This window comes from Stenotrophomonas sp. YJH_SMC_58 (assembly GCF_059369635.1).
The window spans coordinates 59,142-80,080 of sequence record NZ_JCAFSW010000015.1 but is presented as its reverse complement, the minus strand read 5'-3'; the positions used below and the strand labels follow the sequence as shown (position 1 = coordinate 80,080).

Below are 20,939 nucleotides of genomic sequence, written 5' to 3'. Positions count from 1 at the left end.
TTGAGGGCGGCACATCCTGTTTTGGTAGGTGCCAACCTTGGTTGGCACACACCGAACATGCCACCCAAGGCTGGCATCTACCAGACACGGAGCCGGGCAGGTGCGGACCGTTGGTCCGCACACCTCGATCGTTGAGGGCGGAACATCCTGTTTTGGTAGGTGCCAACCTTGGTTGGCACACCCTGAACATGCCAACCAAGGCTGGCATCCACCAGACGCGGAGCGGGGCAGGTGCGGACCGTTGGTCCGCACACCTCGATCGTTGAGGGCGGCACATCCTGTTTTGGTAGGTGCCAACCTTGGTTGGCACACCCCGAACATGCCAACCAAGGTTGGCATCTACCAGAAGCGGAGCCGGGCAGGTGCGGACCGTTGGTCCGCACACCTCGATCGTTGAGGGCGGCACATCCTGTTTTGGTAGGTGCCAACCTTGGTTGGCACACACCGAACATGCCAACCAAGGTTGGCATCTACCAGAAGCGGAGACGGGCAGGTGCGGACCGTTGGTCCGCACACATCTCTTCTTTACAGCTGGATCTGCTGGAAGTTCTCGACCCGCTCGTGGCCGTTGGCGGCCTGGCCGATGCGCGGCATCGGGTAATCATCCAGGCGATCGATCAGGCGGGTCTGCAGGCCGGCTTCGCGGGCGGCGTCCAATTCCTCCACCACATCGGACAGGAACAGGATCTCGCCGGCCGGTACGCCGATGGCCTGCACGATGCGGCGGTAGCTGTCGGCCTCGCGCTTGCCGCCGACTTCGGTATCGAACCAGCCCGACACCAGCGGGCTGAGGTCGCCGGCGTCGCTGAAACCGAAGAACAGCTTCTGCGCCGGCACCGAACCGGAGGAGTACACGTACAGCGGCAGGCCGGAAGCGTGCCAGCCCTTCAGCACCGGCGCCACTTCCGGGTAGAAGTGCGCGGTGTAGTCGCCACGGCGGTAGCCTTCGTCCCAGATCAGCCCCTGCAGCGCCTTCAGTGCGGTGTGCTTGCGGTCCTGGTCGATCCAGCCCTGCAGCGTCTCGGCCACCAGATTGTCCTGGCAGGCACCGCCGATCTCGGTAGCCACCGCGTCCAGCCAGCGGCGGACTTCAGGCTGCTGACCATGTTCGGCGACGAACGCCGGCAAGGCCTTGCGGGCATAGGGGAACAGCACGTTCTTGACGAACGAGATGCTGCTGGTAGTGCCTTCGATGTCGGTCAGGATGACGCGGGGCTGCATGGATCAGGATGCCTGGGTGGGTACGTAACGGGGGAACTTCTGCGCGATGTCGGTGCCGGTGAAGTGGCCGACCCAGCCATCCGGCTCGGTGAAGAAGCGGATCGCCACGAAGCTGGGTTCCTCGCCCATGTCGAACCAGTGGGTGGTGCCATCGGGCACGGCGATCAGGTCGTCCTTCACGCACTCGATCTCATAGACCTTGTCACCCACGTGCAGGGTGAACAGGCCGGAGCCGGCGACGAAAAAGCGCACCTCGTCTTCCTTGTGGAAGTGCTCGTCGAGGAACTTTTTCCGAAGCTCGGCGCGGTTCGGGTTGTCCGGGGCGATCGAGGCCACGTCCACGCTCTTGAAACCGCGCTCGGCCACCAGGCGGTCGATGTCGGCGCGGTACGCGGCGAACACTTCCTCCTGGCTGGCGCCCGGTGCGACCGGCGCGGTGGCCTGCCAGCGCTCGAAGGTGACGCCGATCTTCTGCAGCTCGGCAGCGATGACCGCGCCGTCCTGGGTGTCCAGCAGCGGCGATTCGGGGCGGATGTCGTCGTAGATGCGCAGTCGGCTCATGGCGGCAGCTTGAACGTCTCGGGGGGAGGACAGGGTAGCAGGGTGGGCGCAGGATGCAGATTCCGGATCGGCATCTGCACCTGTGCGCCGGTTCAGCCGCGCAGCCTGCGCAGTTCCAGCTCGCAGTGGAACAGGAATTCGAAGGCTTCCAGGTGACGGCGCGCCTCGGCCATGTCGCGGCCCCAGGCGTACAGGCCGTGGCCGTCGATCAGGTAGCCCCACAGGTTCTGCCGGTCGAGCAGGTCATCGACCTGCTTCGAAAGCACGTTCATGTCCTGGGTGTTGGCGAACACCGGTACGTCGATGGCCATCTCATGGGTGCTGTTGCCGACGAAGGCCTTCAGCAGTTCGTAGCCTTCCAGGTGCACATGACCCTGCGGCGCGTACAGGCGCGAGGCAATGGTCTGCACCGGCGAATGGGTGTGCAGCACGCAGCCGATCTCCGGGAAGCGGCGGTACAGCTGGGTGTGCAGCAGGGTTTCGGCGGAGGGGCGCAGCGGGCGGCCGACGGCCTTGCCATCGAAGTCCACCACCATGATGTCGTCCTCGATCAGGCGGCCCTTGTCCTTGCCCGAGACGGTGATCGCGGCGTGGCGGTCGTCAAGGCGGTGGGAGAAGTTGCTGCTGGTGGCCGGGGTCCAGCCGGCCTGGGCCAGTTCGCGGACGTTGTCGATCAGCAGCTGGGCCAGTTCGCCCAGGCGGGCGGTGTCGTAGGGGAAGGTGGTGGTGTCCATGGACGGCATTTTACGTGATCCGGCCCGATGCTGGGCCCGCGCGGCGACCGCCTGCCTGCTGCGTGGGCAACGCGAAGCGGTGTGCTGGCAGGCGGCGCGCAAGGGTTGGATCGAGGCAAGCACAGCGCTGGCTGAATGGGGAGGGCAGCGCTCCCGCTGGAAGCGATTCCGGTCGTGGACAGCCCTCTTGCCGCGAAACATCATCGGATTGCCGCAGAAATTCCGGCGAGCGCCAAGGAAAGGAGTACTTCGATGATCGCGCGCGCGATGGGGATGATGGGGGCGATTGGCATCATGCTTGCCAGCAGTGGCTGCACGATGGAATGGGTGAAGATGGATGCGGGTGCGCGGTCATTCGGCCCCGCCCATTCGAGTTGCAGGGCGCAGGCCGACGATCATTGGCCGGTCAGGAATGAAGTGGCCACGCGCACTGTCTACGAAGACCGCAAGGTGCCCTGCAGGCTTGATGAAGTCTGCGCCATTGACGGCAAGTACAACATGGTGCCGATGCCGAAAGAGGAGAGTTACATCGTGGACGTCAACGCGTCCGACCGCAGCAGCGAGTTCAATGCCTGCATGGCCGGTGCCGGCTGGCAGCAGCAGCTCATCTGGTTCAATCGCCGCTAGGCGGAGCCGGCGCGGCGGACGACAGCGGCTCGACCGGTTGCTGCTCAACGGACTCGAGGCAACAGTGGCCAGCGGAGAATGCCGTGGTCGTGCGAATCGTTCAGGCGTAGAGGCTTGAGACGTGCAGCGAGCAGGACAAGAACACGTACGACGTGAATGGAAAGCACGAGCGCGTGCAGCGACCGGAAATCGAGAAGGATGATGGAGATGGCTACGTGTATGCGACTGGCCGTGGCTGCGGGGCTTGCGCCGTTGACCGGCGGTTGTGCGACCGAATGGGCCCGCTTCAGTGATCATGCTGATCCGCTGGATGAGTCGCGGTGGTGCTGCAGGGCAGAGGCCAACGAGAAGTGGCCGGAGAAGATGGACGTTGTCGAGCGCACCGAAGAGATTGAGGTGCTAACGCCTGCAAGGAAGGCGAGACATGCGACGTGGATGGCAAATACAAGACGATGCTGATGCCAAAGACCGAGCGCTACACCGTGGACGTCAACGCCAGGGAGAATCACGAGCACTCCATGGGCTGCATGGGCGGCGCAGGCTGGATACAGAAGACCTTCTGGTTTGGCCGCAGATGATCATCGTCGGGCGCCCTGGTCGCTGGGAATGACCATCATCCACGCATGGCGTGGATCTACCGGACGTGCCGGGAAAGTGTCAGGGGCGGGGAGGCATGGGTTCGCGGGGGTGTCCGCGGCATGGATGCCGCGGCCAAGCCTCCAGGGATGGATTCACGGCGTCCCCCGCTAACCCATGCCTCTCCGCCAAACCCTCAACCCAGCTGTTGCTCTGGAAGTTGCTCCGGCTCCGGCGGGTGCAGGGCCGCAGGCCCTGCAATCCCTTTACTTCACCCGCAGGCGGCTGTGCCTGAAGCCGTAGCAGAAATAGATCACGAAACCGACGAACGTCCACACCCCCATCAGCATCCAGTTGTGCATCGTCATCGCCGACAGCAGGGCAAGGCAACTCAGCACGCCCAGGCTGCAGATCAGCCACGCCATCGGCATGCGGAACGGCCGCGGCAGGTCCGGCTGGGTGCGGCGCAGGATCAGCACGCCGGCGCACACGGCCGCGAATGCGATCAGTGTGCCCATCGAGGTCAGCTCGCCCAGGATGTCCAGCGGGAACAGCGCCGCCAGCAAGGCGATGCCGATGCCGGTGATCACGGTGTTGATGTGCGGAGTGCGGTACTTCGGGTGGATCCTGGTAAACACCGGCGGCAGCAGGCCGTCGCGACCCATGATCATGAAGATGCGCGGCTGGCCGATGATCATCACCAGCACCACCGAGGACAGGCCGACCAGCGCGCCGACCTCGACCACCCAGCGCAGCCAGCCCAGCTGCGGATGCGCGGCCACGGCAGTCACCACCGGCTCGTCGGTGCCGAGCAGCTGGAACGGCACCAGGCCGGTCATCACCGCGGCCATCGCGATGTAGAGCACGGTGCAGATCACCAGCGACAGCATCATGCCGAACGGCATGTCACGCTGCGGATTCTTCGATTCCTGCGCCGCCACCGACACCGCTTCGAAACCGATGTAGGCGAAGAACACCATCGCCGCGCCACGCAGCACGCCTTCCATGCCGTACTTGCCGGGGCCTTCGTTGGCCGGGATGAAGGGCGTCCAGTTGCTGGTGTCCACGTACTTCCAGCCGACCACGATGACCAGCAGGATCAGGCCGGTCTTCAGCACGACCATTGCCATGTTCATCGCCGAGGACTTGCTGATGCCGACGTAGCACAGCCAGGTCAGCAGCAGTACCAGCGCGGCGGCCGGCAGGTTGGCGATCGCGCCGGTGGGGCGCAGCTGTGCATCGAGCGGGGCGCTGACCAGCGCCGCCGGTAGATGGATGTCGAACTGGCTGAGCAGGCTGAGGAAATAGCCGGTCCAGCTGACTGCGACCGCCGAGGCGGACACGCCGTACTCGAGCACCAGCATCCAGCCGATGAACCAGGCCGAGAGCTCGCCGAAGGTGGCGTAGGTGTAGGTGTAGGCGCTGCCGGAGACCGGCACCATCGAGGCGAACTCGGCATAGGCCAGTGCGCAGAAGGCGCAACAGATGGCGGCCAGTACGAAGGACAGCATGATGGCCGGGCCAGCGTGGTTGGCGGCGGCCTGGCCGGTGATGACGAAGATGCCGCCGCCGATCACCGCGCCGATACCGAGGGCGGTCAGGCCCCAGGGGCCGAGGTGGCGGCGCAGGCTCAGGCCGTTGGCGTCTTCATGGGCGGCATGCGGGTGCTTGGTGGCCCACAGTTGCTTGAACATGTGTGGTGGTCTTGTCGAAGCGCGCCACGGGCGGCGCGCGGGGAAAACGGACGGGCCGGCGCGAGGCCGGCCCGTAGGCGGATCAGGGCGACTTGGCCAGCTTGCTGTTGCGGATGCCGTAGCCCAGGTAGATCAGCAGGCCGAGCAGCGTCCAGCCAACGAACAGATGCCAATGCACCACGAACGCCTGCCAGAACAGGAACAGGCAGGTGGCAGCGCCGAGCGGGCAGATGATCCAGACCATCGGCACGCGGAACGGGCGGTGCAGGTCCGGCTTGGTATAGCGCAGCACCAGCACGCCGACGCAGACGGTGGCGAAGGCCAGCAGGGTGCCCATCGAGACGAGTTCGCCGAGCACGTTCAGTGGCACCAGGCCGGCCAGCGCGGCAGCGATCACGCCGACCACGATGGTGGCGACGTACGGGGTGCGGAAGCGGGCGTGGACCTTGCCGAAGAACTTCGGCAGCAGGCCGTCGCGGGAGATGGTGTAGGCGATGCGGGTCTGGCCCATCATCATCACCAGCACCACCGAGGACAGGCCGGCGATGGCGCCGATTTCCACGAACGTCTTCAGCCAGGACAGGGTCGGGTAGGGCTCCAGGGCGGTCGCCACCGGCTTGTCGGTGCCCAGCAGGTGGTACGGCATCATGCCGGTCAGCACCGCGCAGACGATGATGTAGACGATGGTGCACACCGCCAGCGAGCCGAGCAGGCCGATCGGCATGTTGCGCTGTGGGTCCTTGGTTTCACCGGCGGCGGTGGAGACCGCGTCGAAGCCGATGTAGGCGAAGAACACGATGGTGGCCGCGCGGAAGATGCCGCTCCAGCCGAACTCACCCGGCACGCCGGTGTTTTCCGGGATGAACGGCTGCCAGTTGGCCGGGTCGATATGGGCCGCGCCGATGCCGATGAACAGGCAGATGACGGTGACCTTGATCGCCACGATGATGGCGTTGACGAAGGCCGACTGGGTCACGCCCACGTACAGCAGGCCGGACACCGCCGCCACGATCAGCACCGCCGGCAGGTTGAACAGCTTGCCGGAGGAGACGAACTCGCTGCCGGTCCAAGCGATGGGCGCGGCGCTGAGCAGGTCCGGGAACGGCATGTGCAGGGTGGTGGTGATGAAGCTGATCAGGTACGCCGACCAGCCCACCGCGACCGAGGCCGAGGCGAACAGGTACTCCAGCACCAGGCACCAGCCGATGAACCAGGCCATGCCTTCGCCCAAGGTGGCGTAGGAGTACGAGTAGGCACTGCCGGAGACCGGCATCATCGCCGCGAACTCGGCGTAGCACAGGCCCGCCAGGGCACAGGCGAAACCGGCCAGCACGAACGAAAGCATCACCGCCGGGCCGGCATGGTTGGCCGCCGCCTGGCCGGTCAGCACGAAGATACCAGCGCCGATCACCGCACCCACGCCAAGCAGGATGAGGTGTTTAGCCGTGAGGGTCCGTTTCAACGTGGCTTCGCCGTCCAGGCTGCCTTCGATGGGTTCGCCGGCATCGACGTGCCCGGCCGGTTCAACCGGCTTGACCCTCAACAGAGCTTTCAGCATGCAGTACTTCCTAGTGATCGGATGGGGTGGGCCGCCGATACGTTGCCGGCAACCCTGGAATGGTGAAGGCCGCGCGAACGGCCCGCTGTACCTTAGCCAAAGCTGAAGCTAACGCACAAGCGCAATCGCAACAATGAACGGCGATAATGAGCAGTATTTTTCCAGACCGCCCCCATTCATGCGCCAGACCGCCGAAACCCTTGCCGTGCTTGACGATCGCCTGCGTGGCCTGCTGCGGGACTATGCCCGCCGTGAGCCTGCCCACGACGCACTGGCTGCCGAATTCGGCACATTGCTGGACGATCCGGAAGATCCGTTCCGGCGCGAACGGCTGGCCGGGCACTTCACCGCCAGCTGCTGGCTGGTCAGTGCCGATGGCCAGCGCCTGCTGCTGACCCACCACCGCAAGCTGCAACGCTGGCTGCAGCTGGGCGGCCACGCCGACGGTGACCGCGACCTGGCCCAGGTGGCACTGAAGGAAGCCGAGGAGGAGTCGGGCCTGAGCGGCCTGGTGCTGGAAGACCCGGCTATCTTCGATCTGGACAAGCACTGGATTCCGGAGCGCAAGGATGTGCCGGGGCACTGGCACTACGACGTGCGTTTCGTGATCCGCGCGCTGGGGGGCGAAGCCTTTGTGCTCAGCGAGGAGTCACTTGACCTGGCATGGCGGCCGGTGACCGAAGTCGTGTCCGATCCGGAATCGGACGAGTCCATGCAGCGCATGGCGCGCCGGTGGCTGGCACGTTGAGGTAAAAAGGGGACGGAGGGGATTAAGTCGTTTATAGCGCATGTGCCGCAAACGACTTAATCCCCTCCGTCCCCTTTTTTCAATACAGGATGCGCGTCCGCAGCGTGCCCGGAATCGCGGCCAGTTCGTCGCGCACGGCGGCGGCCTGTTCCTCGCTGGCGGTAATGTCGATCACCACGTAACCCACCTTCGGGTCGGTGCGCAGGAACTGGCCGTCGATGTTGACGTTGTGGCGCGAGAAGATCTCGTTGACCTTGGACAGCACGCCCGGCACGTTCTGGTGGATGTGCAGCAGGCGCAGGCTGTCTTCGTGTTCGGGCAGGGTCACTTCCGGGAAGTTGACCGCCGACAGGGTGCTGCCGTTGTCGCTGTAGCGCACCAGCTTGGCCGCCACTTCCACGCCGATGTTGTCCTGCGCCTCCAGCGTGCTGCCGCCCACGTGCGGGGTCAGGATCACGTTGTCGTGGCGGGTCAGCGGCGATTCGAAGATATCGCCATTGCCCTTCGGCTCGACCGGGAACACGTCCAGCGCGGCGCCTCCGACGTGGCCGCTGGCCAGCGCCGCGTCCAGCGCATCGATGTCGACCACGGTGCCGCGCGCGGCGTTGATCAGGTGCGCGCCCTTGCGCATCTTCGCCAGCTCGGTGCTGCCAATCATCCACTGCGTGGCCGGGGTCTCCGGCACATGCAGGGTGACGATGTCGGCGCGGGCCAGCAGGTCGTCCAGGCTGGCCGCAGCACGCGCATTGCCCAGCGCCAGCTTGGTTTCCACGTCGTGGAAGATCACCTGCATGCCCAGCGATTCGGCCAGCACGCCGACCTGGGTGCCGATGTGGCCATAGCCGATGATGCCCAGGGTCTTGCCACGCACCTCATGGCTGCCGCTGGCCGACTTCGACCAGCCGCCGCGATGGCACTCGGCATTCTTCTGCGGAATGCCACGGGTCAGCATGATCGCCTCGGCAATCACCAGCTCGGCCACGCTGCGGGTGTTGGAATAGGGCGCGTTGAACACCGGGATGCCGGCCAGCTCGGCCGCGTCCAGGTCGACCTGGTTGGTGCCGATGCAGAAGCAGCCCACCGCGATCAGGCGCTTGGCCTCGGCCAGTACCTCGGCGCTGAGCTGGGTGCGCGAACGGATGCCGACGATGTGCGCCTCGGCGATGCGCGCCTTCAGTTCGTCCTCGGGCAGTGCCTTGGTGTGCGCCTCGATCTGGCTGTAGCCGGCGGCGCTGAACACCTCCACGGCGGTCTGGCTGACCCCCTCCAGCAACAGCACGCGGATATCCTGCTTGGGGAACGAGGTCTTCTTCGGCGACATGGGGCGACACGGCCAGTGGGACAGGGGCTGACCACTATGCCAGATCGCAACGCCCATGGTGCAGTGCGCAATTGGTTGCATCCGTAGCTATCTGCACGGCTGCGGGGCTGGACGCTGGCGCGTGCCGCTGGCACGCTTGCCCGTTCTTCACGCACCGCGCTGGACCGTCATGACCGATTCCCGCATTGCCTCGCTGCAGCAGGCCTGTCCCGGCCTGAAGCTGAAGACCGACCCGGCCGACCTGGAGCACTACGGGCGCGACTGGACCCGGCGCTGGACGCCGGCGCCGCTGGCGATCGCGCTGCCGGCCACGGTCGAGGAAGTGCAGGCGGTGATGCGCTGGAGCGCAGACGAGGGCGTGGCCGTGGTGCCGTCCGGTGGCCGCACCGGTCTCTCCGGTGGCGCGGTGGCCGCCAACGGCGAGCTGGTGCTCAGCCTGGAGCGGATGAACAAGGCGCTGGCCTACGACGCGGTCGATCGCACTCTGGTGGTGCAGGCCGGCATGCCGCTGGAAGCAGTGCACAACGCCGCGCTGGACCACGGCCTGATCTACCCGGTGGATTTCGCCGCGCGTGGTTCCTGCACGATCGGCGGCAACATCGCCACCAATGCCGGCGGCATCCGCGTGATCCGCTACGGCAACACCCGCGAGTGGATCGCCGGGCTGAAGGTGGTCACCGCCAGCGGCGAACTGCTGGAGCTCAACAAGGGCCTGATCAAGAACTCCAGCGGCTATGACTTCCGCCAGCTGCTGATCGGTTCGGAAGGCACGCTGGGCGTGATCGTCGAAGCGACGGTGAAGCTGACCGATCCGCCGCCGGCCAGCAACGTGATGCTGCTGGCGCTGCCCAGCTTCGAAGTGCTGATGCAGGTATTCGCCGCGTTCCGCGCGCGGCTGCAGCTGCAGGCCTTCGAATTCTTTACCGACCGGGCGCTGGAGCACGTGCTGGCGCATGGTGCGCAGGCACCGTTCGACGAGGTGCATCCGTACTACGTGGTCACCGAGTTCGCCGCCAACGACGAAGCGCAGGAAGCGGCGGCGATGGCGGCCTTCGAGGACTGCATGGGCAACGGCTGGGTCAGCGACGGCGTGATCAGTGCCAGCGATGCCCAGGCCGCCCAGTTGTGGCGCCTGCGCGAAGGCATCACCGAATCGCTGGCGCGCTACAAGCCCTACAAGAACGACGTCTCGGTGCGGATCTCGGCGATGCCGGCGTTCCTGGCCGAGACCCAGGCATTGATCGGGCAGGCCTACCCGCACTTCGACGTGGTCTGGTTCGGCCATATCGGTGACGGCAACCTGCACATCAACGTGCTCAAGCCCGATGACACCAGCGACGCCGATTTCGTGGCGCAGTGCGAGCATGTGACCAAGCTGCTGGCGCAGGTGCTGGCCCGGTTCGATGGCAGCATCTCGGCTGAACACGGCATCGGCCTGGTCAAGAAGGGCTACCTGGACAGCACCCGCGGCCCGGCCGAGATCGCCCTGATGAAGGCGGTCAAACGCGCGTTCGATCCCCAAGCGCGGCTGAATCCCGGCAAGCTGTTCGACGTTTGAGCCGGGCAAATCCTTCACGCACCCGTTACGCTCCACGCTTCCTCACAACCGGCTTCGAACCGATGACCCGTCCGCTTCTGCTGCTCGCCCTGCTGTCCCTGCCGCTGGCCGGCTTTGCTTCCAGCTTCGCCGGCACCTCGGCCGGTTCCGCCACCGGTGCATCGTCGGGCTCTTCGGCCAGCAGCTCGGGCGACGACAAGGTGGTGCAGGCTGCACGCGACGATGCCGCTGCGTTCGTCGCCAGCGATGGCCAGATCCGTGGCGCCCGCCTGCAGGCCGCACTGGTGCACCTGCGTGAGCAGAGCGCTGCCGCACAGCAGCAGAGCGACCTGGAACTGGCCCGCGCGCTGCTGGCGCGTTGATCCCGGGTAGTGCCGGCCGCTGGCTGGCAACGCCATGACATCTGCACGGAACGCAGCCAGGCATGGCCTGGCTCTACTGCTGGCCGTTCCGGCCGCACATGCCAGCGGAGACCTGCGCCTGGATCCGGAAGGGCTGAGCCCTGCACAGCAGCAGGTGGCGATGCAGACCCTGGCCGACGTGCAGTCCTTGCTGCCAGATGGCCTGCTGCGCGCACTGCCAGCACACGTGCAGGTGCGTTGGAGCGACCACCTGCCGGCCGATGTGCATGGTCGCGCTTTCGCCGGCCGCATCGACCTGCGTCGCGAGCTGCTGGATGATGCCGTGCCCGGCGCACGCCGTGCACGACGCAGCGCGCTGGTGCATGAACTGACCCATATTGCAGACCGTAGCGGCGCGAACTGGTCGCGCAGTGCGCGCTGGCGCGACCTGGCCGGATGGCAGCGCAAGCCCTGGCATCTCGGCCGTGGTGGCAACGACTTCCGTGACCGTAGTCCGGATGCCTATGAACTGAAGGATCCGGCCGAGTACCTGGCAGTGAACGCCGAGCATTTCGTGCTCGACAGCGAGTTTGCCTGCCGGCGCCCGGCGCTGGCGCGGTGGTACCAGGCGCATTTCGGAAAACCGCCGTCGCTGCCACAGCCCCAGTGCGCTACGACGCTTCCCTTGCTCCAGGCCGAGTCGGAAGAAGGCGCTGCGTCGCTGCTGCAACTCGATCCTTCGCGCGTCTACGCCGTGGACTACCTGTTCGCCGAAGGCAGTTCGCAGCCGATGAGCCGCTGGGGGCACAGCATGCTGCGGCTGGTGATCTGCCGGCCGGGCCGTGCGCCGGGGCCAGACTGCCGCCTGGACCTGGAGTACCACCGCGCGCTGTCGTTCCGCGCATTCGTAGGTGATGTGCAGATTTCCAACTGGCGTGGCCTGACCGGCGGCTATCCCTCGCGCCTGTTCGTGCTGCCGCTGCAGCAGGTGGTGGACGAGTACACCAAGGTGGAACTGCGTGGGTTGCAGTCGCTGCCGTTGCAGTTGTCGCCCGGCGAGATCGCCGGCCTGCTCGAGCGCACCGCGCAGGTGCACTGGAGCTATGACGGGCGCTATTACTTCGTCAGCAACAACTGCGCGGTGGAAACCGCAAAGCTGCTGCAGGCGGGTGTGCCGCGCCTGGGGGAGGCCGGGCTGGCCCAGCTGAGTCCGCGCGGGTTGAAGCGTCGGCTGTCCCGGCTGCATGTGCTGGACGAGCAGGTGCTGACGGACCGCAATGCAGCCCAGGCGCAGGGCTACTACTTTGCCTCGGCGCGCGATCACTATCAGCAGTTGTTCGCGGTGGCGAGCTCACAGCTGGGGCTGCCGGTGCGCGATGTGCGCGCCTGGCTGAAGCTGCCCGCACAGCAGCGTGCGCAGTGGCTGCTGCAGGGTGACCTGCGTGCCAGCGCCGGGCTGCTGCTGCTGGAACAGGCTGCGCAACGCCGCGCCGAACTGCGCGCGCGCGATGTGCTGAAACGGCGCCTGCTGGCGGCACCGGACAGTGCCGAGACGCGCGGCCTGCGCCAGCTGCTGGAGCAGGGTGGGCAATGGCTGCGCCCGGGTGCGCTGCTGGTCGACGCTGGCTACGGGTTGCTGCTTGCCGATGAGCAGGCGGTGCTGGCCGAAGCGGTTGCCACTGCCAGCGCAGAGGCGGTGCCGGCCTGGCAGGCGCTGCGCGTGCAGCTGCGCCAGCAGTTGCCGGCGGGCCAGCGCAACGAGATGGATGCGATCGACGCCAATCTCGCCGCGCTCGGCGCACGCCTGCGCGAACAGGCAGCCACGCCCGCTACTGGCGCGGAAGCTCGATGACGAAGCGGCTGCCGCCGGCGCTGCCGGGCGTGCAGTAGACGCGGCCGCCATGTGCATCGGCGATGGCCTTGACCACCGCCAGGCCCAGCCCGCTGCCGCCGCCCTGGCGCGAGCGCGAGCCGTCGGCGCGCATGAACGGAGTGAAGATGTCGGTGTGAAGTTCCGGGTCGATGCCCGGGCCTTCGTCCTCGATCGCCACCTGCACGTGTCCGGGCGTGTCGTGCACGGCAATCCGCACCTTGCCCGGGCTGGCGTAGCGGCGCGCATTCTCCAGCAGTGCCAGCAGGGCCTGGCGCAAGCGTGTCGGGTCACAGTGCGCGTTGTGTTCCTCGCGGCTGGTTTCCAGCTCCAGCACGAAGCCGGCGGCGCGGAACTGCGGGTCGACCAGGGTCATCACCGAATGCACTTCGGCCACCACGTCGGTGCGCGCGCGGCGTACGTCCAACCGCGCGTTGTCGGACAGGCTCAACACGCGCAGATCCTCGATCAGGCGTGAGAGGCCTTCGACCTGTGCCAGCAGGCTGCGGAACTGGGACTCGTCTGGCTGGAACACGCCCTCGGCCAGCCCCTGCAGGCGACCACGCAGGATCGTCACCGGAGTCCGCAGTTCATGGGCAATGGCCGCATGCCACATCGCGCGCTCGCTCTCCATGTGCTGCAGGCGGCGCGCCATCGCATTGAAATCCTCGACCAGGGTGGCCACTTCGCCGGGCGAGTTTTCCTGGGCGCTGGCGCGCGCACCGAGGTCGCCGCCGGCAAGCGCGCGCACGCTGTCAACCAGTGAATTCAACGGCGACAGGATGCGATGGGCAAGACGGAACGAGGCGGCGATGGCCAGTGCCAGGCCGGTCAGGATCACCCCGACCATCCATGCCAGCTCCGGCCCGGTCGGCAGCCAGCTTTCGGGCTCTTCGGCACTGCCGGGGAAGAACTCGACCAGCACCGCGTACAGCAGCCACGACGACAGGATCATCATGACGATGACGCCGATCACCATCAGCGACATCGAGACGATGATGTGGCGGCTGAGCCCGGAGCGGCGCAGGCGGGCCATCAGCGGTCGGCCATCAACCGGTAGCCGACACCGCGCACGCTGGCCGGGACATTGACCATGCCCACTTCATCCAGCTTGCGGCGCAGCTTGCTGACATGGCTGTCGACCGTGCGCTCCAGCGCCTCGCTTTCCGGCAGGCATTCGTGCATCAGTTCGCTGCGGCTGAAGATGCGGGTCGGCGCCAGCGCCATGCAGTGCAGCAGCTTGAACTCGGTGAGGGTGAGCAGCACTTCGTGGCTGTAGCCGTCGCCTTCCACATGCACGGCATGGGTGGCCGAGTCGATCAGCAACGGGCCCGCGCGCAGTGCGGTCGGTGCGTCCACGCGTGAGGCACGCAGCGTACGCCGCAATACTGCGCGGACGCGCGCGGCGACTTCGGCCGGATTGAATGGCTTGACCACATAGTCGTCGGCGCCCATGCGCAGCGCAGTCAGCTTGTCCAGGTCCTGGTCCAGCGCGGTCAGCATGATCACCGGCGTTTCGCCGCGCTGGCGCAGCTGGGTCAGTACGCTCCAGCCATCCAGCCGCGGCAGCTGTACGTCGAGCAGGACCAGGTCGGGGCGGGCGCTGCGGTGCAGGTCCAGTGCACTGTGGCCATCGGCGGCACGCAGGGTGCGTAGTCCTTCGCGTTCCAGGTAGGCGGTAAGAATATCGGCGATCTCGGCCTCATCCTCGACGATCAGGACGAGGGCGGCGAGGGCAGGGGAGGCATGCATGCAGGGGCGGGGCCTTAAGGTGCTTGCCTCCATCGTATCTCCACAGTTCCTCCATCGAAACCCCATCATCGCCCCGCAGACTGCACGCTTCAGAACCTATCAGCCGCCCGCGCGGCATTGTGCACAGCAATGAGAACCTTCAGGACTCCGGTCGCGTTGATCGCGGCCCTCGCCCTGGCCATGACGGCCTGCTCCGCCCCCGAAGCCACGCCCGAAGCGGCACCGCGCGTCAGCGTGGTCACTGTCGGCCCGCAGGTCGTGCAGCGCGATGACGAACTGCCCGGCCGCGTGGCCGCCGTACGCACCGCACAGATCCGTGCCCAGGTGGGCGGCATCGTGCAGCGCCGGCTGTTTGAGCAGGGTGCGGAAGTGCGCGCCGGCCAGGCCCTGTTCCAGATCGATCCGGCGGCGTTCCGTGCCGATGTCGACTCCGCACTGGCCGCGCTGCAGCGCAGTGAGGCAGCCCTGGGCCGCAGCCGCGTGCAGTCGCAGCGCCTGCATGCGCTGGCGGCCGCGCAGGCGGTCAGCCAGCAGCACCGCGACGATGCCAGTGCCGAGTACGAACAGGCCCGTGCCGCGGTGAACGAGGCGCGCGCGATTCTGGCGCGCCGCCAGCTCGACCTGCGCCATGCCACGGTCAGTGCACCGATTGCCGGCCGCATCGACCAGGCGCTGGTGACCGAAGGTGCACTGGTCGGCGTGGCCGATGCCGAGCCGATGGCGGTGGTGCAGCAGATCGACCAGGTCTACGTCGATGTGCGCCAGCCAGCGGCGCAGCTGGAGTCGCTGCAACGCAATGCCGGTGGCGGCGAGCTGCCGGTGACGATCATCGGTGCGGCCGGCAAGCCGCTGCCCGAACGTGGCCAGATGCTGTTCTCCGGTATCAATGTCGATGCGCGCACCGGTGATGTGATCCTGCGCATCCTGGTCGACAACCGGCAGCGCCAGCTGCTGCCCGGCATGTACGTGCGCGCGAAGGTGCCGCGGGGTGCGCCGGCCAGCGCACTGACCGTGCCGCAGCAGGCCGTGCTGCGCAGTGCCGGTGGCCAGGCCTATGCCTGGGTGATCGCTGGCGATGGCAAGGCGGTGATCCGCACGCTGGAAGTGGACGGTAGTGTCGATCGCCAATGGCTGGTGCGCACCGGCCTGAAGGTGGGCGAAAAGGTGGTGGTCGAAGGCCAGGAACGCCTGCAGGAAGGCGTGGTGGTCGATGCGCGCGACTGGCAGATGCCGGTCGCCAGCGCCAGCGCGGTGCAGGCCGGCAGCAAGGGCTGAGCCTCTACCGGGCCGGTCCCTCCAGGAAAATCCAACATGGCACGTTTCTTCATCGATCGCCCGGTGTTCGCCTGGGTGCTGGCGATCTTCATCATCCTGGCCGGTGTGCTGGCGATCCCGCGGCTGGCGGTGGAGCGCTATCCGGCGGTTGCCCCGCCCAGCGTCAGCATCTATGCCAGTTACCCGGGTGCGAGCCCGCAGACGCTGAATGACGCGGTGGTCGGCCTGATCGAGCGCGAGCTGTCCAGCGTCAAGCACCTGCTGTACTTCGAGTCGTCGGTGGACACGTCCGGCGAAGCCTCGATCACCGCCACCTTCAAGCCGGGCACCAACCCGGAGCTGGCGCAGGTGGACGTGCAGAACCGGATCAAGGCGATCGAGCCGCGCCTGCCGCGCAGCGTGCGCCAGAACGGCCTGTTCGTGGAGGCCGCCGATTCCGGTTTCCTGATGCTGGTCGGCCTGCGTTCGCCGGATGCCAGCGTCAGCGAGGCCGCACTGGGCGACTTCATGGCGCGCAACATCATCGAGGAGCTGCGCCGCATCGATGGCGTCGGCCGCGTGCAGCTGTTCGGTGCCGAACAGGCGATGCGCGTGTGGCTGGACCCGACCCGGTTGACCGGCTATGGGCTGACCATGGGTGACGTGGCCGCTGCCATCGAGCAGCAGAACCTGGAGATCTCGCCGGGGCGCATCGGCGATTCTCCGGGTGTTCCGGGCCAGCGCATCACCGTGCCGTTGAGTGCCGATGGCCAGCTGTCCACGCCGGAGCAGTTCGCTGCCATCGTGCTGCGCGCCGGGGCCGACGGCTCGCGGGTGGTGCTGGGCGATGTCGCCCGCGTTGAACTGGGCGCGCAGAGCTATGCCTGGGGCACCCGCGAGGATGGTCATCCGGCCACCGCCGCCGGCGTGCAGCTGCGTCCTGGCGCGAACGCGGTTCGCACCGCGTCGGCGGTGCGCGAGCGCATGGCCGAGCTGGCGCCGCTGTTGCCGCGCGGCGTGGAGGCGAGCATTCCGTTCGACACCGCACCGTTCGTCAAGATCTCGATCCAGAAGGTGGTGCAGACGCTGCTGGAGGCGATGCTGCTGGTGTTCGCAGTGATGTACCTGTTTCTGCAGAACTGGCGCTACACGCTGATTCCGGCACTGGTCGCACCGATCGCGTTGCTGGGCACCTTCGCGGTGATGCTGGCGCTGGGCTTCTCGATCAACGTGCTGACCATGTTCGGCATGGTGCTGGCGATCGGCATCATCGTCGACGACGCCATCGTGGTGGTCGAGGGCGTGGAACGGCTCATGGCCGAGGAAGGCCTGCCGCCGCGCGAGGCCACCATCAAGGCGATGCGCGAACTGACCGGTGCGGTGATCGGCATCACCCTGGTGCTGACCGCGGTGTTCATTCCGATGGCGCTGGCCAGCGGCTCGGTGGGTGCGATCTACCGCCAGTTCACCGTGGCGATGGCGGTGTCGATCCTGTTCTCGGCGCTGCTGGCATTGAGCCTGACGCCGGCGCTGTGCGCGACCCTGCTGCGCCCGAACACCCATGGCCACCATGGTCGGGGCGGTCTGTTCGGCGCCTTCAATCGTGGCTTCGAACGGATGACCGGGCGCTACCAGCGTGGCGTGGCGTCGGTGCTGCAGCGGAGCGGGCGGGTCATGGGCGTGTTCGCCGCGCTGGTGGCGGCGCTGCTGCTGGGCCTGCACTGGCTGCCGGGCGCCTTCCTGCCGGAAGAGGACCAGGGCTACTTCATGACCTCGATCCAGCTGCCGGCCGAAGCCACCGCCGAACGCACGCTGGCCGTGGTCGAAGCCTACGAACGGCACGTGGCGTCACGCCCGGGCATCGGCTCCAACCAGTCGATCCTCGGCTACAGCTTCTCCGGTTCCGGCCCGAGCGCGGCGCTGACCTACACGATGCTGAAGGACTGGGGCGAGCGTGCAGGGGCCACCGCGGCCGGCGAAGTGGAGGCCGCGCAGAAGGCGATGGCGACGATTGCCGAGGGCGAGGTGATGAGCGTGATGCCGCCGGCGATCGACAGCCTGGGCCGTTCGTCCGGCTTCTCGCTGGCGCTGCAGGCGCGCACCGGGCAGAGCCAGGCCGAACTGCGTGCGGCCCTGCAGCAGCTGCTGAAGCTGGCCGAGGCCAGTCCGCTGCTGTCGGAGGTGCATGCCGATGGCCTGCCGGCAGGTACCAGCGTGCGGCTGGACATCGACCGTGCCAAGGCCGAGGCGATGGGCGTGGGGTTCGAGCAGATCAGCAGCACGCTGTCGGCGGCGATGGGCTCGCAGTACGTCAACGACTTCCCCAACAAGGGGCGGCTGCAGCAGGTGATCCTGCAGGCCGATGCACCCCACCGGATGGAGCTGGAGGATGTTCTGAGGCTGTACGTGCGCAACAGCGAAGGCGGCATGGTGGCGTTGTCGGAACTGGTGACGCCGCACTGGACCGAGGCGCCGCTGCAGCTGCAGCGCTATCTCGGCTTCCCGGCGCTGAACCTGTCCGGCGCACCGGCCTCCGGCGTGTCGACCGGCCAGGCCATGGCGGAGATGGAGCGGTTGGCGGAGAAGCTGCCGTCCGGTTTTGCCCTGCAGTGGACCAGCCAGTCGCTGCAGGAGCGGGAGTCCGGCGCGCAGGCGCCGTGGTTGCTGCTGTTGTCGATGCTGGTGGTGTTCCTGGTGCTGGCGGCACTGTACGAGAGCTGGTCGATCCCGCTGGCGGTGATGCTGGTGGTGCCGCTGGGCCTGCTCGGTGCGGTTGCTGCGGTGCTGTTGCGGGGCATGCCCAACGACGTGTTCTTCAAGGTCGGCATGATCACCGTGATCGGGCTGTCGGCGAAGAACGCAATCCTCATCGTCGAGTTCGCGCGCCAGCTGCAGCAGCAGGGTCGCGGCCTGGTTGAAGCGGCGCTGGAGGCGGCGCGGCTGCGCCTGCGGCCGATCGTGATGACCTCGTTGGCGTTCGCGCTGGGCGTGGTGCCGCTGATGCTGGCGCAGGGCGCGTCGAAGGAAACCCAGCAGGCGATTGGAACCGGTGTGTTCGGCGGCATGGTCAGTGCGACGGTGCTGGCGGTGTTCTTCGTGCCGGTCTTCTATGTAGTGGTGCAGGGCGCGCGGCAGTGGATCGCGCAACGCCTGCGCAGGCGCCGGCCGATGCCGGAAGGATCCGTGGATGGAACGGGACATCGTTGAAGACCTGCATGAGCGGCAGTTGGCAGCGCTGGAACAGCGCCTGCGGCAGGCATTGCTGGATGACGACCACGATGCGCTGACCGTGCTGGTATCGCCGGCATTGTTCATGATGGACGGGCAGGGCGGACGCTTGCTCGACCTGCCGTGGCTGGGCGACTGGCTTGCCGGAAACCTGCACGTGCGCAGCCTGCAGTCGTACGCGGTGGAAACGCTGCTGTGCGGACGCCTGGCGTTGTTGTCCAGCGACGTGCGCTTGTCGGTGCGCGGGCAGGGCCAGGAGCGCGAGCTGAAACTGCGTCTGCTGCGGGTGTGGACCTGCAGTTCCGGCGAAAGCGGCGCGCAGCTGTTGTCGATGGCGGTACTGGCCGCATGAGCGCGGTCAGGCCGCTTTCAGGCCGCTTTCAGGCCCAGCTCACCGACAGGTGGTAGGGTCGAGCCTCTCTGTAGTGTCGACAAGGAGTCGAGCCATGCGTGTAGTACCCAGTCTGTTGGCAGCCTCCCTCGGGTTGGTGCTGGCCGCGTGCCAGCCGGCCCAGCCGCCCGCCGCAGGCGGCAATGACGCCCCGCCTGCCGCGCCGCAGCCGAGCGCCAGCATCGAAGGTGGCAGCGAGACCACGTACCAGTGTGGTGATCTGAGCGTGCGCGCGACCTTCAATGGCGAGGATGCGGCCACGGTGGTGATCGGCGAACGCACCTTGGCCATGAGCTCCGAGCGTGCGGCGTCGGGTGCCAAGTACGGCGATGGCAAGGGCAACAGCTTCTGGACCAAGGGCAGCGATGACGGCCTGTTGAGCCTGAAGGGCGAGGCGGACCGAGAGTGCCATGCGCTCGAAGCCACTGAAGGCGATGGCAGCGCCGGCAATGCCGCATTCCGTGCCACCGGCAATGAGCCGGGCTGGCTGGCGGTTGTCGACGGCGACACGCCGGGCCTGCAGGTGGAAGTGGATTACGGTGAGCGTCGTTTCGATGTCGCCAAGCCCACCGCAGGTGCTGACGGCTGGAGTGGCAAGGCGTCCGATGGCACCGACGTCAAGCTCAGCTTCCAGCGCACGACCTGCCAGGACGACATGAGTGGCGAGGCGTTCGATGCCAGGGTGAACCTGACCATCGGCACCCGCCAGTACCACGGCTGCGGCAATTTCGGCGCGAAGCAGCCGTAAGCTACCTGTAGAGCCGAGCCACGCTCGGCTGCAGTCCCTCTCCAACGCACAGCAGCCGTGCGTGGGCTCCTTGCTACACGACTGCTACATCCGATGGCCTGCCTGCGGCGAACACGCCGCAGGCAGGGACAGGCAGCCGATCAGCGCGAGGCGCTTAGTCGGCACGGCCCGCGAATTCGCCGGTGGCGGTGTTCACCAGCACGCGTTCGCCGTTGACGATGTACTCCGGCACCATGATCTCGATGCCGGTGTTGAGCTTGGCCGGCTTCGGGCGCTTGGTGGCGGTGCCACCCTTCAGTTCCGGCGGCGTCTCGATCACTTCCAGCACCACCGAGGCCGGCAGCTGGATCGCCACCGGCTGCTCGTCGATGACCTGCACGTAGATGCCGGTCAGGCCGTCGGTGATGTAGCCGGCGTCATCGCCGATCACGTCCGCGTCCAGGGTGTAGGGGGTGTAGTCCTCGTCATCGAGGAAGACGAAGGCGTCGCCGTCCTTGTACGAATAGGTGGACTGGCGGCGCAGCAGTTCGACCTCGACCAGGTTGTCGTCGGCATCGAAGCTGGCGTCGAGCTTGTTGCCGCCCGGCACGCTGTACATGATGAAGCGGAAGCGGACGTTGCCGCCGCGACCCTGCGGCGAGCTGCGCTCGATGTCGCGGATCTGGTACACGCCGTTGTTGTACTCGACGACGTTGCCCTTCTTGATGTCGTTGGCTTTCATGGTGATCTAGGTCGTTGGGGGAGGGCGCCGTCCCGG

Annotated in this window: 19 protein-coding genes; 10 read left to right on the top strand and 9 right to left on the bottom strand. The window is 66.9% G+C overall.

Going from position 1 to position 20,939, the window contains the following annotated elements:
* Positions 1–525 precede the first annotated feature (525 nt).
* From mtnC to AC5P68_RS16905, 3 genes are all read right to left on the bottom strand, one after another.
* A complete protein-coding gene (gene mtnC / locus AC5P68_RS16915; RefSeq protein ID WP_414498157.1) occupies positions 526–1,221 on the bottom strand; it encodes an acireductone synthase in 696 nt (231 codons plus the stop codon).
* Between the two features lie 3 nt (positions 1,222–1,224).
* Positions 1,225–1,782 (bottom strand): 1,2-dihydroxy-3-keto-5-methylthiopentene dioxygenase, encoded by a 558-nt coding sequence (locus AC5P68_RS16910; protein ID WP_049402829.1) that lies wholly within the window; start codon positions 1,780–1,782, stop codon positions 1,225–1,227.
* Positions 1,783–1,874: 92 nt separating this feature from the next.
* Positions 1,875–2,516 (bottom strand): methylthioribulose 1-phosphate dehydratase, encoded by a 642-nt coding sequence (locus tag AC5P68_RS16905; RefSeq protein WP_414498156.1) that lies wholly within the window; start codon positions 2,514–2,516, stop codon positions 1,875–1,877.
* 174 nt (positions 2,517–2,690) lie between these two features.
* On the opposite strand from AC5P68_RS16905, the gene AC5P68_RS16900 reads away from it, so the two are divergent.
* Positions 2,691–3,143: a hypothetical protein gene (locus tag AC5P68_RS16900; RefSeq protein ID WP_239667835.1), complete on the top strand. Its 453-nt coding sequence runs from the start codon at positions 2,691–2,693 to the stop codon at positions 3,141–3,143.
* 431 nt (positions 3,144–3,574) lie between these two features.
* Positions 3,575–3,721 carry a hypothetical protein gene (locus AC5P68_RS16895; RefSeq protein ID WP_239667834.1) on the top strand — a complete coding sequence of 49 codons (147 nt, stop codon included), beginning with the start codon at positions 3,575–3,577 and terminating at the stop codon, positions 3,719–3,721.
* Positions 3,722–3,985: 264 nt separating this feature from the next.
* Here AC5P68_RS16895 and AC5P68_RS16890 read toward each other — a convergent pair whose 3' ends face one another.
* Together AC5P68_RS16890 and AC5P68_RS16885 are read right to left on the bottom strand one after the other, a co-directional pair.
* Positions 3,986–5,413 (bottom strand): amino acid permease, encoded by a 1,428-nt coding sequence (locus AC5P68_RS16890; protein ID WP_049407148.1) that lies wholly within the window; start codon positions 5,411–5,413, stop codon positions 3,986–3,988.
* Positions 5,414–5,495: 82 nt separating this feature from the next.
* On the bottom strand, positions 5,496–6,971 hold the full coding sequence (locus AC5P68_RS16885) for an amino acid permease (RefSeq protein WP_005409456.1): 1,476 nt from the start codon (positions 6,969–6,971) through the stop codon (positions 5,496–5,498).
* A 133-nt stretch (positions 6,972–7,104) separates the two neighbouring features.
* On the opposite strand from AC5P68_RS16885, the gene AC5P68_RS16880 reads away from it, so the two are divergent.
* On the top strand, positions 7,105–7,719 hold the full coding sequence (locus AC5P68_RS16880; protein ID WP_012480055.1) for an NUDIX hydrolase: 615 nt from the start codon (positions 7,105–7,107) through the stop codon (positions 7,717–7,719).
* A 79-nt stretch (positions 7,720–7,798) separates the two neighbouring features.
* Here AC5P68_RS16880 and serA read toward each other — a convergent pair whose 3' ends face one another.
* Positions 7,799–9,040, bottom strand: a complete 1,242-nt coding sequence (gene serA, locus AC5P68_RS16875; protein ID WP_033833465.1) for a phosphoglycerate dehydrogenase — start codon at positions 9,038–9,040, stop codon at positions 7,799–7,801.
* 169 nt (positions 9,041–9,209) lie between these two features.
* Here serA and AC5P68_RS16870 point away from each other — a divergent pair, with 169 nt between their 5' ends.
* The 3 genes from AC5P68_RS16870 (at position 9,210) to AC5P68_RS16860 (ending at position 12,791) form a co-directional block, all read left to right on the top strand.
* Positions 9,210–10,598 carry an FAD-binding oxidoreductase gene (locus tag AC5P68_RS16870; protein WP_049433635.1) on the top strand — a complete coding sequence of 463 codons (1,389 nt, stop codon included), beginning with the start codon at positions 9,210–9,212 and terminating at the stop codon, positions 10,596–10,598.
* Positions 10,599–10,660: 62 nt separating this feature from the next.
* Positions 10,661–10,960, top strand: coding sequence for a DUF2388 domain-containing protein (locus AC5P68_RS16865; protein ID WP_005413193.1), 300 nt, complete (start codon positions 10,661–10,663; stop codon positions 10,958–10,960).
* A 34-nt stretch (positions 10,961–10,994) separates the two neighbouring features.
* On the top strand, positions 10,995–12,791 hold the full coding sequence (locus AC5P68_RS16860) for an Lnb N-terminal periplasmic domain-containing protein (RefSeq protein WP_495217120.1): 1,797 nt from the start codon (positions 10,995–10,997) through the stop codon (positions 12,789–12,791).
* On the opposite strand, the gene AC5P68_RS16855 is transcribed toward AC5P68_RS16860, so the two are convergent.
* Together AC5P68_RS16855 and AC5P68_RS16850 are read right to left on the bottom strand one after the other, a co-directional pair.
* The gene (locus AC5P68_RS16855) at positions 12,769–13,845 is read right to left on the bottom strand and encodes an ATP-binding protein (protein ID WP_005409462.1); all 1,077 of its coding nucleotides are present in this window, start codon (positions 13,843–13,845) and stop codon (positions 12,769–12,771) included. The genes AC5P68_RS16860 and AC5P68_RS16855 overlap by 23 nt on opposite strands.
* Positions 13,845–14,561, bottom strand: a complete 717-nt coding sequence (locus AC5P68_RS16850; RefSeq protein ID WP_033833468.1) for a response regulator — start codon at positions 14,559–14,561, stop codon at positions 13,845–13,847. The genes AC5P68_RS16855 and AC5P68_RS16850 overlap by 1 nt, the downstream gene beginning before the upstream one ends.
* A 129-nt stretch (positions 14,562–14,690) precedes the next feature.
* On the opposite strand from AC5P68_RS16850, the gene AC5P68_RS16845 reads away from it, so the two are divergent.
* The 4 genes from AC5P68_RS16845 to AC5P68_RS16830 all read left to right on the top strand — a co-directional run bounded on the left by AC5P68_RS16845 (position 14,691) and on the right by AC5P68_RS16830 (position 20,182).
* Positions 14,691–15,836, top strand: a complete 1,146-nt coding sequence (locus AC5P68_RS16845) for an efflux RND transporter periplasmic adaptor subunit (protein ID WP_033833469.1) — start codon at positions 14,691–14,693, stop codon at positions 15,834–15,836.
* A gap of 36 nt (positions 15,837–15,872) precedes the next feature.
* Positions 15,873–19,022, top strand: coding sequence for a multidrug efflux RND transporter permease subunit (locus AC5P68_RS16840; RefSeq protein ID WP_033833470.1), 3,150 nt, complete (start codon positions 15,873–15,875; stop codon positions 19,020–19,022).
* On the top strand, positions 19,003–19,395 hold the full coding sequence (locus tag AC5P68_RS16835; protein WP_414498116.1) for a nuclear transport factor 2 family protein: 393 nt from the start codon (positions 19,003–19,005) through the stop codon (positions 19,393–19,395). The genes AC5P68_RS16840 and AC5P68_RS16835 overlap by 20 nt, the downstream gene beginning before the upstream one ends.
* Positions 19,396–19,489: 94 nt before the next feature.
* On the top strand, positions 19,490–20,182 hold the full coding sequence (locus AC5P68_RS16830; protein ID WP_033833471.1) for a COG3650 family protein: 693 nt from the start codon (positions 19,490–19,492) through the stop codon (positions 20,180–20,182).
* Positions 20,183–20,336: 154 nt separating this feature from the next.
* On the opposite strand, the gene yeiP is transcribed toward AC5P68_RS16830, so the two are convergent.
* Positions 20,337–20,903, bottom strand: a complete 567-nt coding sequence (yeiP, locus tag AC5P68_RS16825) for an elongation factor P-like protein YeiP (protein WP_005409468.1) — start codon at positions 20,901–20,903, stop codon at positions 20,337–20,339.
* Positions 20,904–20,939: the final 36 nt, after the last annotated feature.